Raw genomic sequence first — 18879 nt, forward strand, 5'->3', positions numbered from 1 at the left:
ATAACAAGGGTAATACAACACAGTAACAATTCATAAATAGGCCTAAAAATCCACCAATATACTTAAAACTTAGTGGCCAATACTAATATACCTTAGTGATGATTTTTCATGGCCACTAGAGTTTGTTCCTCTGACTCGACTCATAAAGAAATTGACTAATTCAGTATTATAAAATTTAATTCCTATATTCATCTCCACTCCCTCACTCATTGTATCTACATTACAACCTGTCGCAACAACAGTAAATACTTCTTTGGGAAATGTAATTGGAAATTTGGTTGTAGCAAGATATGTGTTATCTTTAACAATAAAATCTAATTTTCCCCATTGAAAAATTATTCCTCCTAGCCAAGATGGAAAGGTGATAAACCCATTCTGTTTTAATGAAACACTAAAACCAAACCTCAGTTTTCTTGGAGAAATATATTTTCCATCTACCTCTCCAATAACGAGTTCTTCATCCGTAGCTTGATCAGACTTATTTAAGTATTGTGAGTGAGGGTCTACTGTATTTTGATGTTTGTTAATTTTATCATTAATAGTCTTGACAGCTTTAACCGTTGCCAGCTTATCAGAACTATTATCACTTATTGCATCAGATTTAACATTTGGTAAGTTACCTAACCCAACATCAAACTTGGTTGGCTTATGGCCTTCATGGTAAACACGTTTATCATGATTTATCCCTGTATAAATTTCACCTGCAACACCAATATCCCCATTAAATATACCACCAGATTTGGATACAAAATTTTCATCAACATACTCTCGTGATGCCATCGCAATGGACAGATCTACTTTCAAATCAATATTGCCGGCATTTGCCACTTGTAGTATAACTTTTAAAAATAAGCTATTTGCTGTACCATTACCTTGTGGAATTAATGGCTTATAAGTACTTGGGTATTTACCAATACAAATCAGATCTCCTTGATCATCATACAACCCAAATTCTGTTACATAAAAACCGCCAACATCCACAGGAATAATAGCCTCAGCAACAACCCAATTTTTATTATGAGGATCAATATAGAGGTTTGTTAAGTTACCAGACCAACGTTCCCTTACTAAGTCCGTTGCTGACTCACTTGGAAATGTTTCTTTGCCTTCATCAGCATCACCATCACCTACTTTTATTTTAGTGAGCTTTAAGGTACCACCAAGTAATGCGGCATTGGTTAATTTTGCTTTACCTGTCTTTGTGAGTAAGTTGTAATATTGTTTCATCATGGTTTACTATAAAATTATCATACAAAATTATTCGTTAAAATGATTATCTCCTTTTTCAAAAAAGGGCATCAGGTGAAATTTTTCATCTTTTTTTGTGCAAATAATATACACCTTAGTATATTTACAACACGTTTTAAGTACATAATTAACGATCAGAATATATTAGTTACTACAAATAGAGGTTGTTTTGCTAAAAAAAATACTTGCGATACTTGTCATTTTTGTGCTGTCAGGCTGTGATTTTGAGGTTCCAGGTGCTGATGCGGCTTTTGGTAAACAAAATTTTGTATCAGCTATCTCAATTATTGAGTTACATAAGTTAAGAAACGGAGTATACCCTACAACCCTTAAAGAGCTTGAGTTTCTTGGCGACTGGGATGGTATATGGCTTTCAGCAGTGCGTTACGAAAAGTCAGGTGATGGCTATAATTTATACCTTGAACGTGGATGGGCAGGAAAGCCTTCATTAGAGTTCCCTGCAAAATTCAAACAGGGCTTAGGTCTTAAAAATACAAATGTTAAATGGGTAAATAATTAAGTATAAAGCTTATGCGCAATACCATGTTCATCTTCTTCTGACTGCTGGTTTTCTTCAGCAGCCAGACTTCCTTAAACACATTGTGTTAAAAATACTTTAGTTTAGTAACTCAGGCAAAAATAATGAAATAGCAGGAATATAGGTTACCAATCCTAAAAATAACAACAATAGCCCTAGCCACGGTAATGCAGCCTTGATAACCCAACCTATACTTTGTTGAGTAATACCAGCAGTCACAAATAAGTTTAGCCCAACGGGAGGCGTTAACATGCCTATTTCCATGTTCACTACCATAATAATGCCTAAGTGAATGGGGTCGATACCTAACTGGGTGGCAATTGGAAACAGGATTGGTGCCATAATCAATACTATAGCTGAAGGCTCCATAAAATTACCCGCAGCAAGTAGTAATAAGTTAACCACCAGTAAAAAAGCCCATGGAGGAAGCCCCATACTCACTATTGTTTCTGCAATAGCATGCGGAATGCGTTCAGTCGTCAATACATGTGCAAACAACATTGCGTTAGCAATAATAAACAACAGCATCAAACTTACTTTTGCAGCATCCATAACCACATTATTCACTTCACGATCAAAAAATGAACGTGGTATTGCCCAGGTAATTTGCCAAGTATTTCTGACCACAGCACGAACTATTTTTTCGTCTTGATAACGCCATGGTGTATTTCTTAATGGGCCCATATCACGATAACCAATGACCGCAATCAAAAAAGCATACACAGCAGCTACAGCGGCAGCTTCAGTTGGACTGGCTACACCACCATAGATAACGCCTAATACCAACACAATAAGAAATAAACCTCCTGTGGCCACTAAGCCGGTTTTAGCAAGTGTCCGCCAACCAGGGAAAGGTTGTGAAGGATAACGACGTTTTCGAGCAAACAAATAAATTGCAACTAATAATATTCCACCCATAAGCAAACCTGGTATCAATCCTGCCATAAACATCCGTGTTGCAGATACCTCCGTTGCAGCAGCATATACCAGCATAACAATAGAAGGTGGAATTAATATACCTAAAGTGCCAGCATTCGCAATAACACCAGCGGCAAAGGATTGCGAATACCCAGAGCGAACCATACCTGCAATAACAATACTACCAATTGCTGCTACTGTAGCAGGTGATGAGCCGGAAACGGCCGCAAATAGCATACAAGCAACCACCGATGCCATAGCCAAACCACCACGAACATGACCCACACCCGCTACGGCAAAATTAATAAGTCGTTTAGCAACACCACCCGTAGATAAAAAAACGGATGATAAAATAAAAAATGGAATGGCTAGCAACGTATAATGGCTAGAAGTTGACTCAAATATCTTAAGTGCAATCGATGCTAAGGAGTCATTAGAAAATAATAATATCGTTGAAACACTCGCAATCCCTAATGCCAATGCAATTGGCATTCCTGTCAACATACATAGTAAAAGTACCAAAAATAAAGTTGCAGTAGTCATAATCTATTCCCCACAGATGAAACGTGTGATGTCACCATGACTCCAGGGGACTTTGTCTGATCAGATTTGGATTCTTCTTGTTCTTGTTCTTGTGCTAATGCCAAGCTTTCTTCAGCTTCATCTAGTAACTCAAAACTGTCAACTTGACGGGTAAGCAACATCCATAGTAATGACATTAACCTAAGTGCTAATAGTACAAAACCACCAAATAAAATACTCATCGCCTGCCACTTGGGAAGTGGAATATCTTCCATGGTCAGACCGATTAATTTTAATTTACCCAAGTAAATCCAACTGCCGTATAATAAAACACCGCAGTAAAACAAACACCCTATCACAGCTAACACTGAAATCCAGCGACGTACTGCACTGGGAAATAGGCGTACTAATGCATCTACACCAATATGGGCTCCTACTTTTAAACCATAGGAAACCCCAAACAATACAAACCATGCCCCTAAATATAAGGTCACTTCTTCCATCCATAACCAACCAGTATTAAACACAAAACGAAGAATGACTTCTAAAAAAACCAGAAGTGTCATACTCACTAATAACAGTCGAATAATGGCTGCCTCAACAATAGCAAGGTAATGCCCAAACATGCTATTTCCCCTTTTATCTACCTTTCACGAATGTATTTATTTGTTAGCCACACTATTTATGACACGCTAACGTTAAAATAGCGTTCGCTGTGAGTATTTTTTACTATTTTAGGTAACAATTATTTAATATACATTTTCCCTAGTGGCCCATGAGCAATCCTACATTACACATGTACCACTAGTACGTTTAAATATTTAGTATTAATTAACTTGGTTCGCTTCTTGGGCTGCTTTAATCAGGTCTGCACCAATTTCATCTTGAAATTCCTTCCATACGGGTGCCATTGCCTGTTTCCATTGTTGACGCTGAGCAGATGAGAGTTCTATGACTTTTGATTTTTTACTGGTAATAATCGCTAGCTTATCTTGCTCATCTTTTTCCAAAGCAACTTTATTTCCATAGTCAATCGCTTCTTGCAGGCTTTTTTCGACAATAGGACGAATTTCATCGGGTAATCCTGACCAGAATTCTTTTGATGTAACAACAATATAGTCAAGCACACCATGATCTGTTTCTGTTATGTGCGACTGTACTTCAAAAAACTTTTTCGAATAAATATTCGACCAAGTATTTTCCTGCCCATCAATGGCTTTTGTCTGTAATAAAGTAAATACTTCTGAAAAAGGTTTTTTCACAGGGTGTGCATTAACCACCTGAAATTGTGCTGCTAACACGTCAGATGCCATTATTCGGAATTTCTTTCCTTTGGCATCAGCAGGTGCAAAAAGTGGATCATTAGCCGACAATTGTTTCATACCATTATGTAAATACCCTAAACCCGTTAATCCTTTACTTTCTAGACTAGCCAGTAGTTTTTGGCCCTCTTTGCTCTGTTGAAAACGATCTACAGCCTGCATATCATCAAACAAAAAAGGCAAATCAAATATTTGAAATTTTTTTGTATACGTTTCTAGTTTGGATAAAGAAGGTGCTGCGAGTTGCACATCCCCTAAGATTATTGCTTCCAATACTCTATCATCATTGAATAATTGAGCATTAGGAAAGACACTTACCTTAACTTTTCCAGGTAAACGTTGTTCAACGAGTTTTTTAAAACGAATGGCCATCTTTCCCTTAGGCGTATTTTCTGCAACGACATGAGAGAATTTAATTTCAATTGGGGCTGCACTCAATGCACCAGCAACGATAGAAAAGATAAAGCACATTGTTGTTATTAGTTTACGCATGTTACTCCCTCTTTATTATTATCTAAGTTTATTGCTCATAAGCTTACTCACCATGATATCCATGTACTAAAGTACATCTTATTGCATGGGGTTATCATGCCTTATTCACATGACAACGTATTGAATAGGCAAACCTCGCGCCAAAATAATAAATCCTTTAATATCAGATAGTTAAAAATAAAGAGGAGAGATAATGCATGGAAAATGACACATCAAAGACATGTCAATGGGTGGAGTTCCACCCATTTATTTCTGTCTTCGTTTACCGCAACTCACTATACCCTTCCCTGTGGATATATGCTTACTAAACATGAGTTATTTACTACACAAATTAAATATTGGATGCTTTTAGTTTTATAGCGAGTAGTCAGCGCGATTCAAGCTATATTTTTTTAATTTATCATAAAGCGTCTTACGCGCTAGCCCCAATTCATCCATAACGGTTTTAAGGCGTCCTTGATGGCGAATCAAGGCATCCTCTAATAATGCCCGTTCATAAGCCTCTACCTTCGTAGATAACTTTTCTGAATCCATTAAATTAGATGATACGGTGCTCCATCCATTAATATCAAATTCGCCACTTTCACCTAATAATACGTAGCGCTCAGCAATATTCCTTAATTCCCGAACATTACCTGGCCAATCATGATTTAATAACGCTTGTCGCTGAGCAAGTGAAAGAGGGATAACCTCGTGACCAAAACGTGCACTAGCAATCGAAGAAAAATGTTGGAACAGTAGTAAAATATCTTCTTTTCGGTCTCTTAAGGGAGGGATATTGATTGTTACGACATTCAGACGATAATATAAATCAAGCCGGAATGAGCCTTCTTCTGATCGTTTTTTTAAGTCATCTTTAGTTGCCGCAATCACACGTATATCAACAGGTATTAACTCATTGGTACCTAGCCGTTCAACATGCCGCTCTTCTAAAACACGCAAAAGTTTCACTTGTAAGTTAACTGGCATGCTTTCAATTTCATCTAAAAATAAAGTACCACCATTTGCATATTCAAATTTTCCTTTTCGACTTTTGTTTGCCCCCGTAAATGCACCTTGAATATGGCCAAATAACTCACTTTCAATTAACGCTTCTGGTAACGCCCCACAGTTAATCGCAACAAAAGGACAGGTCTGCCTGATACTATGTTCATGTAAAAAGCGGGCAATAAGTTCTTTACCACCTCCTGTTTCACCTTGTAGTAAAATATCAGCTGGTGCATCAAGCACTTGTTGTACTAAGCGACGAAGTTGCTTGATTGCAGGTGTATTACCCAGAATACGAGGACCTGGGCCACCCTGCGCAGATATTTCTTCCCTTAATGCCCTGTTTTCCAGAGTCAGACTGCGCTTTTCTACAGCTCTACGGATGACTTCAACAAAATGTGTTTGAGTAAATGGCTTTTCTATATAATCGTATACTCCAGCCCGAATGGCTTCAATGGCTGTACTGATATCTCCATGTCCAGTCAATAGGATAACAGGCAATTCAGAATCTAACTGATTTAACTTCCTAAATACCGTCATACCATCCATGTCTGGCATGTGCAAATCCGTGACTATTACCCCATGCCAGTTTTCGTGAACTAATGATAAACACTCTTGAGCGGTTGCAAAACACCTTACATTTATATCCGCTAAGGTTAAAGTTTGCTCGACAACAACACGAATATCTTCATCATCATCAATAAAAAAAATCTGATTAAGCATATCGCTTGGCGATGTGGAGTAATTATGGGTCAGACTACTTTCCATATAATAATTCTCTACTACATTTCACTTATTTTTTTACAACAGTTTGCTTCCTCAGGAATACGACTTCTAAATCTCACTGTTTTTAAAACGGTTTTAATTTTCACCTTACCCATTCTTTACAGCAGGAATACAAACACTAAACACAGCGCCACCTTGAGCATGATTTCTTACAGTAATACACCCACCAGTAGACTCAATAATACGTTGGGAAATGGCCAACCCTAACCCTAATCCTTGACCATTACCTTTCGTTGTATAAAATGGTGTAAACACTTTATCCAATAAATGTTCTGGTATGCCAGGGCCATTATCATGAACCTCTAATTTTATTTCTTCTTGAACTCGTACAAGACTTACATTAATGACACCATTTGTTTGGTTAATTAACGCATGCATTGCATTCATCAATAAGTTCACCACCACTTGTTCTAGCCAGACACTATCCCCTTTAACCCATAGTCCATTCTCTGGCAACTGACTTATGACACTGATGTGCTGCTTCTCTAACTGCTGATTAAGTAAATCAATTGCACTTTGAATCGCAGTAACAGCATTTATCGTTGCTAATTCTCCAGGCGTTTTTCGTGCAAACACTTTAAACTGAGCAACAATATATCCCATACGTTCACACAGTCGGTTAATTCGCTGAAGATTTCCAGCAACTAATTGCGTCTGCTGATTTTCAAGGAATACTATACTATTTTCTGTCAGACCTTTTATCGCAGTAATGGGCTGGTTCAGCTCATGATTAATACTGGCTGACATTTGTCCTAAAACGGCCAGTTTTGCGGCTTGGATAAGCTCTTCTTGAGCTTGTCTCAATTGTGCTTCAGTATATTGTCGTTCTTCTATCTCCTGCTCAAGCCGTCTGTTTGTTTTCATTAGGTCTTGTGTACGCATTAATACCCGTGTTTCAAGCCGGTCTCTAGCCACACGAAGCTGACGTTCCGTTCGATAACGTTGCCAAATAAATAACCCAACAAGCAATAGTACCCAAGCAATTAATCCATACACTAACAGTGTTTCATTCACTCGCTGCTGGATCTCATCCCAGTTATACCAAATATGTAATACCCAACCTGCTTCAGGCATTATTAATTGTTGTTGCAAGTACGAAGAATGAGGCTCAGCAAATTCACCTATAAGGGTAATTTTATGAAGTTCTGCAAACACAGATGCAGAATCTTCACCAATAGGAATCACTTGTTGTACAAAGGTAGAAATTGTACGTCGTGCATAACGTTGTTCCTGCTTTAATTGATTGTGCTGCTCAGCTGTCAGTTTACCCAGAGAATGAAATAACCATTGTTTTTCACTGCTGATAAAGACGACTCCCATCGTATCGGTTACCAATAATCGAGCAGCACCATGGCGAAAAGCACTTTGCCATGATTGTTCAATATTAGCCAAATCCACTTTAACTACAACAATGCCCAGCAATTTATTACGCTGAAACACCGGATAAGAAAAATAATAGCCTCGTTGTAAGGAGGTTGTACCAAGCGCAAAATAACGTCCTGCATCCCCCTCTTTGGCCTTGTGATAATAAGGACGAAAACTAAAGTTGCGGCCTAAAAAACTTTGTGGCTTTTTCCAGTTACTGGCAGCAATAGTTGTTCCCTGCTGATCCAATAAATAAATATCTGCTGCCCCCATTATGCTATTAGTGTGTTCTAGATAACGATTGATAGGCTGTAACTCAGCTTTTTGTCTGGAACTACTCAAAAATTCAGTCACTATTGGCTGTTGTGCTAACAGCTCTGGTAAATTTTCATACGTCGACAGCATGCCTCGTAGGGTTGCTCTAAACCGATAGAGTTCCCCTTGCATTTCACTTGCAGAGGTTGCCAGTACCTGTTGTCGAACAACAGGTTCTTGCCAGGCTAATAATCCCACTAAACCTGCCGACCATACTAGTAACACCCACAACCAACCAACTTTACTCGTTAACCCCTTCATGCCAGTACTTCCTGCTTCTAGCACGCTCATCATCAAGCTTTTTGTTAATTTTTACGCTCATTATTATCAGGAACAGTTTAACCAGCCATAGACAACCCAAACAAGCAAAATGAATACCTTTTACACTTAAAACAACTACTGTTTGCTGACCACCACAAATTTGTACAAGACCTGCACAATTACTTTGCAACGATCGTTCTAAAGAGAGTATATTATTGAGCTGCCACTTATTGAGATTACAGCTGTTCAATGTGGCCAGGGAAAGGTCAGTCACATAATTGCGGTTAACAAAATCAGGAAAGGAACAATGAGCAGCAATTTCACTATTGAAGCACTTCGTGCATCAACAGTACATTCTGACACGTCACTTAAAGCTCAAGATATTATGACTTGTAAGGTGCTGACAGTGTCGGAACATTGGTCTCTCGCAGTTCTTGCTAACTTTTTTGCACGCCACCATATCTCTGGGGCACCCGTATTAAATCAACAAGGAAAGATATGTGGTGTTGTCACTATGTCCGATATCATTCGCCATGAATATATACCGGCATTAGCTCTGTTTAGTGACTTATTAGAAAAAAAAGCACACATCACAGATGACATTTGTTTTACTCACTTATTAGGTAATGATATTGGCGAAGAAACACACCTCGTTAATGAAATAATGAATACAGATGTTATCGTCGTTCGTTCTAATACATCACTGGAAGAAATTATTAACACCATGATTGATGATAATGTCCATCGGTTGTTTGTCTGTGAAGGGGATGAAATACTCGGCGTCATTACCACGATGGATGTTTTAAAAGCAGTGCGTCAACAGCTTAGATCATTAAAAACATCTGTCGCTTAAGAGTCAAAAGGGATAACGAATATATAACATTTCGGTGATTATCAAAAAAGCGTCTACACTATTACTCGTATAATATCATTAAGCAACGTTTTGATAATGAGCTTTAAAAAAACACTATAGTATCAAGCCGTTGATTGACTGATATGTTATCTAACACAAGCTGCACTGAACGAAGTGCAATCACCGCAGTAGGTTGATCATGCAGCTTTTTACACACACGATGTCAGTCGCGGCGTTCACTGTTCGCTTAGCACTGAAGCTTAAACAAGTCGATTTTGAGCAGTTGGCAGTGCCTCATTTAACGTCAGTTAAGGCATTTAATGCGCCTGCACAATCTATGAATCTTCCATTATTACAGGACTATCAATTAGCTATAAATCAACCACTTGCTATATTGGAATATCTTGATGAAAAATACCCACGACCACCTCTATTACCGGAGGACATTGGCTTACGTGCCAGAGTACGAGCATTTGCACATTCAGTTATTGGAGAGGTTTACCCTTTAGCAAATCATCAAATTTTGAATTATTTATCACAAACTTTATTGATTAAGGAGCAATTACAAGCTCGTTGGCTGCAAGACTGGCTGCAAGGTAATTTACAAAAGCTTAATCAGTTGTTAGAGGATAATGCTGAGTGGGGACCATTTTGTTTTGGGTACGAACTCACACTTGCCGATTTAGCACTCATTCCACAACTTCACTATGCTCAACAGCTTATGATTGATTTGTCAAAACTGCCTATATTAGTACAAATATATCAATATTGTATGCACTTAAACCTTTTTCAAGAAGCTATTAATAGCCCGAGTTTCAGATGTTATTGGCCAGGAAAAAAAGTAACTTAATTATTAAGCTATCCCTCTTAAAAATATTGATGTTCAGCGAAGTATTTTATTGACAAAAACCACCACGAATAATGCCATAGTGAAACTCCCCGCAAAAGCTTCAATTGCAGCTACTAGACGCGTCAAACCAACAGGTGTAAAGTCTCCATAACCCAACGTAGTGAATGTCACTACACTAAAATAAAGACAATCCGTTAAACCATACATATTTTTCAGAAAACCATGATCCCAGTTAAATTTGACCAATTGACCACTATCAGCGACGCCTATAAAAAAATAAGCAACTGCACACAAGGCAATCAGTGAAAATGAAAAAAATACTACACGAAGTGGACGTTGCCCATAGCCACATAATAAATCAACTAATTTTGAGAAAAATCTGAGCGCTGACCAGCGTGGCATTTGATAACGCCGCATAATCATTTCTCGGTGAAAAAAATAGCCAGACACATCAAATAACCCCTGTGCTTCACACGTTTTACGAATACTACGATACACCTCTTCTGCTTCTTCATAAAACTGTTTCATTTCATGATATTTACGCTGAATCTTGGCCTGAATAGCTTTTTTTTCCTGAAGGATGTATTTTCCCCAAAAAATATTTTCTAATTTTGCCTGTGTTAAGTCTGCTCCAAGTAAATTACAGTCTTCCAAATTAGCACAATGTAAATTCGCTCTGCATAATTTCGCTTTCATTAACGATGCCCCTTTTAAATTAATTTTAAACATATGGGCATCTGATAAATTAGCACGATAAAAATCCGCATAGCTGAGATCATAACCTACTTTTGAACCACGATTAACTAAATCCACATCACATAAATTTGCACCGCGAAGCTGGAAACCAACCATGTTCTGTAAACTTTTTGCGTAAGTTTCCAAGCGCACTTTGACCTGAGCATCGGTTTTATCAACCTCTGGATCTCGCCAGTAGACCAAATCGAAAATAAGAGGGTCAACCTTTGGCTCTTTAGTATTTACACGGTTGTTATCCGCTACTGGCTCTGTTTCCTTATTATCGTCAGAAAGAGGAGTAGCGCTATGACTTGCTGTAGCGTCTTCATTACTGACGTGGGATGTCAATGGAATATGTTGAGACATAGGGTTACACCCAAATTTCCTCGAGTCCACACCACAGATAATCTTACCTATCACAACGTACTTTGGTCATTATAGACGCAATTCCTTTAGCCTGATTCTTGTTAATCTTCACCAAGCAAGTGATAAAATGAGCCACTTCGGCTTTGCTTATCCTCTATACTCTAATTTGAGGAGTTACTTAGCGATGATACGCTAACAACAGGGAGCAATGCTTATGTCTCTTGCTGCAACGCTTGCTCAATATCTTCAACAAAATCAAGTTAATTACCAACTTCACCCACATCCCCAAACCCAAAGCGCGATACAAACTGCGATTGCTGCACATGTGCCTCTTGCTCAACTAGCCAAAGCCGTTCTACTGGAAAGTCCACAGCCTTCTTACTTACTGGCTGTATTACCCGCTCTTGCCCGTGTTCACATAGAACTACTTGAAGACTTAATGGAAACCCCATTTCATCTGGTCCCAGAGCGACGCTTGCAATCTTACTTTCATGATTGCTTACCTGGTGCTATTCCTGCCTTAGGAGCTGCTTATACCATTCAGCTCATTTATGATGACACATTACTTCAACAACCCACTATCTATATCGAAGCAGGCGATCACGAAAGTTTAGTGTGTATATCAAATGACCAGTTCCAGCAGCTTATGAAAGGTCAAATGCATGAGCATATTTGTCAACAATCATCTTCGTTAGTTATGATTAGCAGAAAATTTGTATAGTCACAGCAGCAAGGATGTTTCCATGGCAACAAAGGAAACGGAAGGTGTTATTAAGTATCAGTTACACCACCATCAAGAACCTATCACAATTTCTACTTCACTTTCTAAAGCACTTACAGCATGGCGTTCTATCTTGCTAAAACTGGAAGTGATCGGCCAAGATGCTCGTCGTTATCAAGGTTATGGCTTTGGTAACCTCAGCGCCAGAAGTGAACATGACACTTTCTATATTACAGGCACTCAAACGGGAGAATACTCCGTCTTACAAGAGCGACATTATGCGGAAGTGATAAAAGCCAATATTAGTGAGTTTAGTATTTATTCCCGAGGTCTCACTAAACCATCATCCGAAGCCTTAAGCCACAGTGCTATATACCAAGCAAACCCAGACATTCATTTTGTCTTTCATGGTCACTGTCCAGAAATTTGGCAAATGGCCAAACAACTCAATTTCCCAACAATACCCGCAACTGTCGCTTATGGAACACAAGCAATGGCTGAAGCTGTTGCCAAGCTGTTACATGAAAGTCCAGAAACTAGTGGTATTGTCATGGAAGGACATGAGGATGGGGTTATCACGTTTGGTCAAACAGCAGAGCAAGCAGGACTAACATTTGTGGCTTGGCTTGCTGCATCACAACAGTATACAAACTAAACCAAGCCACAAACATTAAAAAAACAGGTATAAGTAAGGACTTTTTATACTATTTGAATCATCGTTGTCGTATCGAAAAAGTCCAAAAAAACTGTATATAACTCACATTCCATGTTTTTATGAATTAACGATACTGGCGGTATATTTTTTCTATTGAACCATCCTGACGCATTTTGCTAAGTGCATCATTCAGTTTTTTAACTATTTCTGGATTGGTATCTTTATTCAATGCTAAATAAAGGTCGTTTTTATTAAAAGAAAACACTTGTTTTAACCCAGTCAAACCTTCCTGCTTAGCTAAATAAGGACCAGATAATGAGCCTGTTGCCCAAATATCTATTTTATTAATTTTCAACTTCCTGACATTCAACTGATCGCTATGTGCTTCAATAACACTGATACCTCTATTGGTAAGAAATTTTGTCAGTGCATCATCTTTGTATCCACCTACTTTCCATGGCTTCGCATCTGATAAGGAGTTTATGCTAATAGGAGAATCGGCCTTAGTCAGTAATACCCAGTATTCCTCGGCTAAGGGACCAACCCACTGAAAGAGTGCTTCTCTTTCAGGCGTTCTCGACGTTGAAAAAACACCATAATTTTTTTGCTTTATAGCTGTTTCATAGACACGTTTCCATGGAAAACGCAAGGTTACCCGGTAATCAACATCAGCGCGTTTAAACATTAATCTCACGATATCTGTCGTAATTCCCGTTACATTACTACCACGAGCAAAGTTTTTTCCATCTGCCGACATATTTAAGGGGGGAAAATTTTCAGTGAGGAGATGAATAGTTTCTGCATGTACTGCAGGTGTAATTAAACTCCATAAGATGAGCCCCATCCCAAGCACTTTAGACAACATACTGGCTCCTTTAAACTTTTAGCCTTTTCTGCATAAGTTAAGTGTTAACACGCTGTTTGTTCACCCATATATCCTTCACACATCATTTTTAGCGCTTATTGTCACCCTAAAAATTCTTTGCTATGGATTTTGTTACTCGCCAACCAGTCAACACTTCAATAACGATACGGCTTCACAACTGCTTCCTTGGCATGTATTGCTTCCCAGCTCACATAAAATGCTAATTGCCTAACGTTGTAGAACCCACTCAAAGATATAACCACGACACAAAACATACGTAAACGCTGTATATATTTGACTCTAAATTCAAGCGTGATTACATCATTACAAATTTGTTGATAGTTTACCCATAACCAAAAAAAAGCTGCAATAAAATCTCTCTCAATTATTCACGTCTAACACATTCACTAGTAATATCAGGTATTATAAAAAAACAAATGACGAATCCCAACTGAGTATGGTTTTCCCTATCAAGCAGCCCCAGTAATAAAACATTTTTATTCCAGTGCAATGATAAGCATCAAACAAGTTCTTTGGCTAACTACACTTTATGTGCTGTATTGCAGCTTATCTGGCTGTAGCCTGCAACCACCTTCAGATCAATCACCCACGCTGTACTCTGAAAGTGACTGTCACAATTACCTGACTGAGCAATATCACCAATTCTCCCAAGACTATTCTTTGGATCAGCAACTCCAGCCTGTTCCCCACTATCCTTATGTGCGCATAAACCGTATTTTAGCCAGTTACATTTATACGCTTGACTCTAAACCTCGTCGATCTACCTGGCTAGCGCAAGCTTATCAGGAAACCAATAAGGCCTGGAAAATTGATATTGCTAACTTACCAAAATCCTATCAAGCACGCCATGGTCAGAAAATTGACAGCTGCCTCAAGCAAACATTTCACAACTTATTAAATGATGATCAGTTTTTTAGCATTCTACGCAAATTCCGTTACCCAGAAGCCTATATAACTTGGCGACAATGGGCTGGACTTTATCCTCTGACACAGTACTTTTTAGTACCTGGAATTGCCGCATGGCATAAAGAAGCAACTCAGCACTTTAATCAAGTCAACGCTAAGATGCTCAAAAATAAAGCCATTTATCAAGTTCACCCTAAGGTGCCATCCGCCTTTTCCCTAAATACAAGTACATTACAACGTTGGTTTAAACAAGCCTACCAAAGTAACGCATTACAACTGCCAACCCTAAAGCCAGAGCAGTTACAAAAACTGCTTCATCACTATGCACCTGTTTGGTCTATCAATCATCAAGGAAACTATGACATACCAGGAAAAGTGGTATTAACACCACAACCGACGGTTAGACCACAACCCGTGACCTATACCCATACCTCCATGACCAGGTTTCATGGCAAAACCCTCTTGCAGCTTAACTATATTATTTGGTTTAAAGAGCGACCTGCCAGTGGCATTTTGGATATTTACAGTGGCAATCTAGATGGAATTATTTGGCGAGTCACATTAACTGAAAAGGGAACACCTCTTATCTTCGACAGCATTCATACCTGTGGCTGTTATCATACTTTTTTCCCCTTATCAGAAAAACTGCAAGCCAAGCAGGTTACTAATCACTTAGAGCCACCTTTAATTATTCCTATTTCTTCACCAGAAGTTGATCTCTCTGCTCGCTGGGCGATTACAATCAGTTCAGCTGAACACCACATTATTGGGATCCAACCACTAGAGACTAATGCTACTGCTTTGCACACAGCCAAACCTTATACACTACTAAGTTATGATGAACTCAGAAGTTTATCGCTACCCTCCAAAGAGCGAAAAAGTCTCTTTGATCAGGAATTTGGTGTCGTTTCCAGTACTGAACGTGCCGAGCGATGGATATTATGGCCATCAGGTGTCCCATCCCCCGGCGCTATGCGTCAATGGGGAAATCATGCCACATTATTCATTGGGCAACGTCACTTTGATGATCCCTATTTACTGAGTCGCTTATTTCGCTGGAAATAGTTTCCCTGTTCAGCGTGACACAAGTATGTGCTGTCAACGCAGCCAAGCAGCTATACAAAAAATCAACACCAGAATTAACAACAACCAACGCAATATAGTCTGGGGTACATTGACTGCGAACTTTACACTCACATATGCCCCAGCCATGCTACCAATTGCGACCAATAAGCCTGGAACCCATAAGACCAAGTCATGAATAATAAAAACAACCAATGCAACTAAGGTAAATGCAGCTGTACAGGCTAATTTTAGGGCATTAGCACGTACCAAGTCATAGCGCAATACACCACTCAACGCAGCAATTAATAAAAATCCCACACCCGCTTGTATAAAACCACCATAAACCCCTGTCGCAAATAGTGCCCACCAGCCCACCTTATGCTGTGTCACATCTAACACGGTGTTTTCTGAATTAGATTGGACCAAAGCAGGCTTAACAATCATTAAAATGACAATACTCATCATTGTCACTAACAACACAGGCTTTAGCAGTGCATTTGGCAACCAGGCTGCACTTAATGCCCCCAACATACTACCCAGTAAAGTTGGGATGACGATAGGTTTAACTGCAGAAGTATCTAGCTGATTATACTTATGAAACCCTTTCATTCCCGTCAAACATTGTAGAAAAACTGACACACGATTTGTCGCATTAGCAACATCTGCAGGTATACCCAATAGCATGAGTGCAGGAAGTGTTAGCATTGATCCACCACCAGCAATCGTATTAATGAAACCGGCAAAAAAACCTGCACCAATTAAAGCCCCCACTAAAACAGCAGAATACTGAATGTCAATTAACATCACGATTAACCACGCTAAGCTTTATTTATTATTTGTACTGCTTTGAAGCGATAAACGAAATTACCTTAGGCAACCAAGAATATTATGTGATTGTAGGAAAATAGGGAGGAATACAAAAGATCGCGTATAGTTGCTTGACAGTAATTAACTAATGGTTGTACTGAAAAAACGCCTAAAAGGAAAGTATAAGGGGTACATTTCTTAATGTACCCCATCAGTGATATTTTTACTTAGCAAGCTGCAGGTTCTTTTTCGGTAATAGCATCAGATTTCGGATACCCAAAAATGATAGCAATAATTGCAGAAAGTCCTAGTAACCAACAGTAATGGACATTACCAACCAAATCAAGTGGAGACATACTTGCTACAGAACCAGCGAGTAATATCTGTGCGCCATAAGGTAATAAGCCTTGCACAACGCAGGAGAAGATATCCAATAAGCTAGCACTTCGCCGTCCATCAATCCCACTTTTGGTCGCAATTTCCTGGGCTGAGCTGCCTGAAATTAAAATAGCCACTGTATTATTGGCAGTAAAAAATCCCGCAATGCTCACAAGTGCACTTATTCCAGCTTCACCACCACGAAGCTGTAAACCTCGACGTTCAGTCAGTCGCTGAATTAAACTGACCAAAAACGTTAATCCACCTCTTGCTTTCATAATGGCACTCAAACCACCAATGAACATAGACAGCACCATGATTTCCAACATGTTACTGTAACCATCAAAGATGTTGGTAGATAACGTTTCGATTGTATAATCAGGGGAGTGGTACAAGCCTGTTACTCCAGCGATGATAATACCACTCATCAACACAACTAACACATTAACACCCGCTAATGCCAACCCCAGTACAGCTAAATAGGGCAGCACTAAAAGAAAGTTAAATTCTTCTGGTTGCGGCATACTACCTGTATCACCAAGCACAAAGAGAACAACCATTGTTAGCACGGCTGCAGGAGTAGCAATAAGGAAATTCAGTTTGAACTTATCACGCATTTCACACCCTTGTGTGCGCGTTGCCGCAATCGTGGTATCTGAAATAATGGATAAATTATCACCGAACATAGCACCACCAATCACCGCACCAACAGCCAAGCCTAGTGAAACATCGGCTGTATTCGCAAACCCCACTGCAATAGGTGCCATTGCAGCAATAGTCCCCATAGAGGTGCCCATGGCTGTTGCGATAAAAGCTGAAATCACAAAAATACCAGGTAATATCAGCTGCTGAGGGATAATGTGTAAGCCTAGGTTGACCGTTGCATCAACACCCCCTATGGCTTTAGTTACACTCGCAAATGCACCTGCCAGTAAAAACACCATACACATCATGACGATATTCATATCGCCAATCCCTCTCAGGAAAGTTTCAACCTTTTGATTTAAGGTTTCACGTCCCATCATCATTGCAATAATAATGGCAGGTAATACGGCAACAGGAGCCTTTATTTGGTAGAAAGCAAAGTCTATGTTTTGCTGTGAATAATAAATACCACTGCCCAGAAATATAACTAAAAATACCAATAAAGGTAACAGAGCTATTGGACTACCCTGCACTGTTTTCATGATAAATAATACACCCCTTTAGATAACCTACTGCAAAAGCAACAACATCACCTACCTAACACCTAGTTTTAAACAAAATAGTATTTCTACTTATTTTACTTTAGTCAGGATAAGCGCCTTATTTGCGACTGGATGTTATAGCCTAAAACTTCGCCCTGATATCAGCATGTCATACATCGTTGTTAACACCATTTACTGTGTAAACTTTGTGCGTGATTTTTCAGGGCTAGCGATTGTAAGTTATCCCACCACGCCTGTACATAAGGCCTATTGGATGTATATGTGCAATATTCATAATAATTTGATCTACTTTAATACTCTTTAGTAATTACATGTAGACTCTCTAAAGAACAACACCAGAAAATGTCCAGATTAAGATGAAGAAGGGTCCTTATCTAATGTCTTAATGAAAATCAGTCAATAAACACACTGTATAAGTCAAACCTAACTGTCTTACAATTTCAAAACGTTATAATTAGCTTCAAACCTTATCAACACACTTTAAGCCTATAAGTCAATTTAGTGAGGGTAAACTATACTTGCGAAGTTTTGCATTGAATTTCGAGGTTACTCATAAGTCTTGGGTTTACAGGTATTTAATGGATCATAGGTCACAAATGGTGAAACACTAATGTTTAACACTCCAAAACAGAATCATCGTTCAAATTTCAACCTGTAATAGCATTAAAAGCGACAACAATCACACAGAAAAATGT

16 protein-coding genes are annotated in these 18879 nt (G+C 38.9%); 6 read left to right on the forward strand and 10 right to left on the reverse strand.

All coding sequences use genetic code 11. From position 1 onward, the window contains the following. Positions 1-69 precede the first annotated feature (69 nt). The gene (locus ACQ96U_RS21085) at positions 70-1230 is read right to left on the reverse strand and encodes a phage tail protein (RefSeq protein WP_431723248.1); all 1161 of its coding nucleotides are present in this window, start codon (positions 1228-1230) and stop codon (positions 70-72) included. Positions 1231-1417: 187 nt separating this feature from the next. Between ACQ96U_RS21085 and ACQ96U_RS21090 the strand changes: the two genes are divergently transcribed. After that, positions 1418-1768: a hypothetical protein gene (locus ACQ96U_RS21090; RefSeq protein WP_431723249.1), complete on the forward strand. Its 351-nt coding sequence runs from the start codon at positions 1418-1420 to the stop codon at positions 1766-1768. A 96-nt stretch (positions 1769-1864) separates the two neighbouring features. On the opposite strand, the gene ACQ96U_RS21095 is transcribed toward ACQ96U_RS21090, so the two are convergent. From ACQ96U_RS21095 to ACQ96U_RS21115, 5 genes are all read right to left on the reverse strand, one after another. Continuing rightward, entirely contained in the window at positions 1865-3247 is a 1383-nt protein-coding gene (locus ACQ96U_RS21095; protein WP_431723250.1) for a TRAP transporter large permease, read from the reverse strand. Next, on the reverse strand, positions 3244-3852 hold the full coding sequence (locus ACQ96U_RS21100; RefSeq protein WP_431723251.1) for a TRAP transporter small permease: 609 nt from the start codon (positions 3850-3852) through the stop codon (positions 3244-3246). Before ACQ96U_RS21100 ends, ACQ96U_RS21095 begins: the two co-directional genes overlap by 4 nt. A gap of 201 nt (positions 3853-4053) precedes the next feature. Continuing rightward, positions 4054-5040: a TRAP transporter substrate-binding protein gene (locus tag ACQ96U_RS21105; RefSeq protein ID WP_431723252.1), complete on the reverse strand. Its 987-nt coding sequence runs from the start codon at positions 5038-5040 to the stop codon at positions 4054-4056. A 354-nt stretch (positions 5041-5394) separates the two neighbouring features. Beyond that, complete coding sequence (locus tag ACQ96U_RS21110) at positions 5395-6795, reverse strand: sigma-54-dependent transcriptional regulator (protein ID WP_431723253.1); 1401 nt, start codon at positions 6793-6795, stop codon at positions 5395-5397. A gap of 105 nt (positions 6796-6900) precedes the next feature. After that, complete coding sequence (locus ACQ96U_RS21115) at positions 6901-8754, reverse strand: ATP-binding protein (protein ID WP_431723254.1); 1854 nt, start codon at positions 8752-8754, stop codon at positions 6901-6903. A 307-nt stretch (positions 8755-9061) separates the two neighbouring features. Between ACQ96U_RS21115 and ACQ96U_RS21120 the strand changes: the two genes are divergently transcribed. Both ACQ96U_RS21120 and ACQ96U_RS21125 read left to right on the forward strand, forming a co-directional pair. Next, complete coding sequence (locus ACQ96U_RS21120) at positions 9062-9607, forward strand: CBS domain-containing protein (RefSeq protein WP_431723255.1); 546 nt, start codon at positions 9062-9064, stop codon at positions 9605-9607. A 199-nt stretch (positions 9608-9806) separates the two neighbouring features. Further along, a complete protein-coding gene (locus ACQ96U_RS21125; RefSeq protein ID WP_431723256.1) occupies positions 9807-10457 on the forward strand; it encodes a glutathione S-transferase N-terminal domain-containing protein in 651 nt (216 codons plus the stop codon). A gap of 33 nt (positions 10458-10490) precedes the next feature. Here ACQ96U_RS21125 and ACQ96U_RS21130 read toward each other — a convergent pair whose 3' ends face one another. After that, positions 10491-11558, reverse strand: a complete 1068-nt coding sequence (locus tag ACQ96U_RS21130) for a pentapeptide repeat-containing protein (protein ID WP_431723257.1) — start codon at positions 11556-11558, stop codon at positions 10491-10493. A gap of 214 nt (positions 11559-11772) precedes the next feature. Between ACQ96U_RS21130 and ACQ96U_RS21135 the strand changes: the two genes are divergently transcribed. Both ACQ96U_RS21135 and ACQ96U_RS21140 read left to right on the forward strand, forming a co-directional pair. Continuing rightward, entirely contained in the window at positions 11773-12279 is a 507-nt protein-coding gene (locus tag ACQ96U_RS21135; RefSeq protein ID WP_431723258.1) for an aminoacyl-tRNA deacylase, read from the forward strand. Between the two features lie 22 nt (positions 12280-12301). Continuing rightward, the gene (locus tag ACQ96U_RS21140) at positions 12302-12934 is read left to right on the forward strand and encodes a class II aldolase/adducin family protein (RefSeq protein ID WP_431723259.1); all 633 of its coding nucleotides are present in this window, start codon (positions 12302-12304) and stop codon (positions 12932-12934) included. 124 nt (positions 12935-13058) lie between these two features. Here the strand turns inward: ACQ96U_RS21140 and ACQ96U_RS21145 are convergent, their stop codons facing one another. Then, positions 13059-13799 (reverse strand): substrate-binding periplasmic protein, encoded by a 741-nt coding sequence (locus ACQ96U_RS21145; RefSeq protein WP_431723260.1) that lies wholly within the window; start codon positions 13797-13799, stop codon positions 13059-13061. Between the two features lie 510 nt (positions 13800-14309). Between ACQ96U_RS21145 and ACQ96U_RS21150 the strand changes: the two genes are divergently transcribed. Further along, positions 14310-15791, forward strand: a complete 1482-nt coding sequence (locus ACQ96U_RS21150; RefSeq protein WP_431723261.1) for a hypothetical protein — start codon at positions 14310-14312, stop codon at positions 15789-15791. A gap of 33 nt (positions 15792-15824) precedes the next feature. On the opposite strand, the gene ACQ96U_RS21155 is transcribed toward ACQ96U_RS21150, so the two are convergent. Together ACQ96U_RS21155 and ACQ96U_RS21160 are read right to left on the reverse strand one after the other, a co-directional pair. Next, entirely contained in the window at positions 15825-16595 is a 771-nt protein-coding gene (locus tag ACQ96U_RS21155) for a sulfite exporter TauE/SafE family protein (protein WP_431723262.1), read from the reverse strand. A gap of 230 nt (positions 16596-16825) precedes the next feature. After that, complete coding sequence (locus tag ACQ96U_RS21160) at positions 16826-18163, reverse strand: Na+/H+ antiporter NhaC family protein (RefSeq protein WP_431723263.1); 1338 nt, start codon at positions 18161-18163, stop codon at positions 16826-16828. Positions 18164-18879 lie beyond the last annotated feature (716 nt).

Source organism: Zooshikella sp. RANM57 (assembly GCF_050749885.1).
Classification (GTDB): domain Bacteria; phylum Pseudomonadota; class Gammaproteobacteria; order Pseudomonadales; family Zooshikellaceae; genus Zooshikella.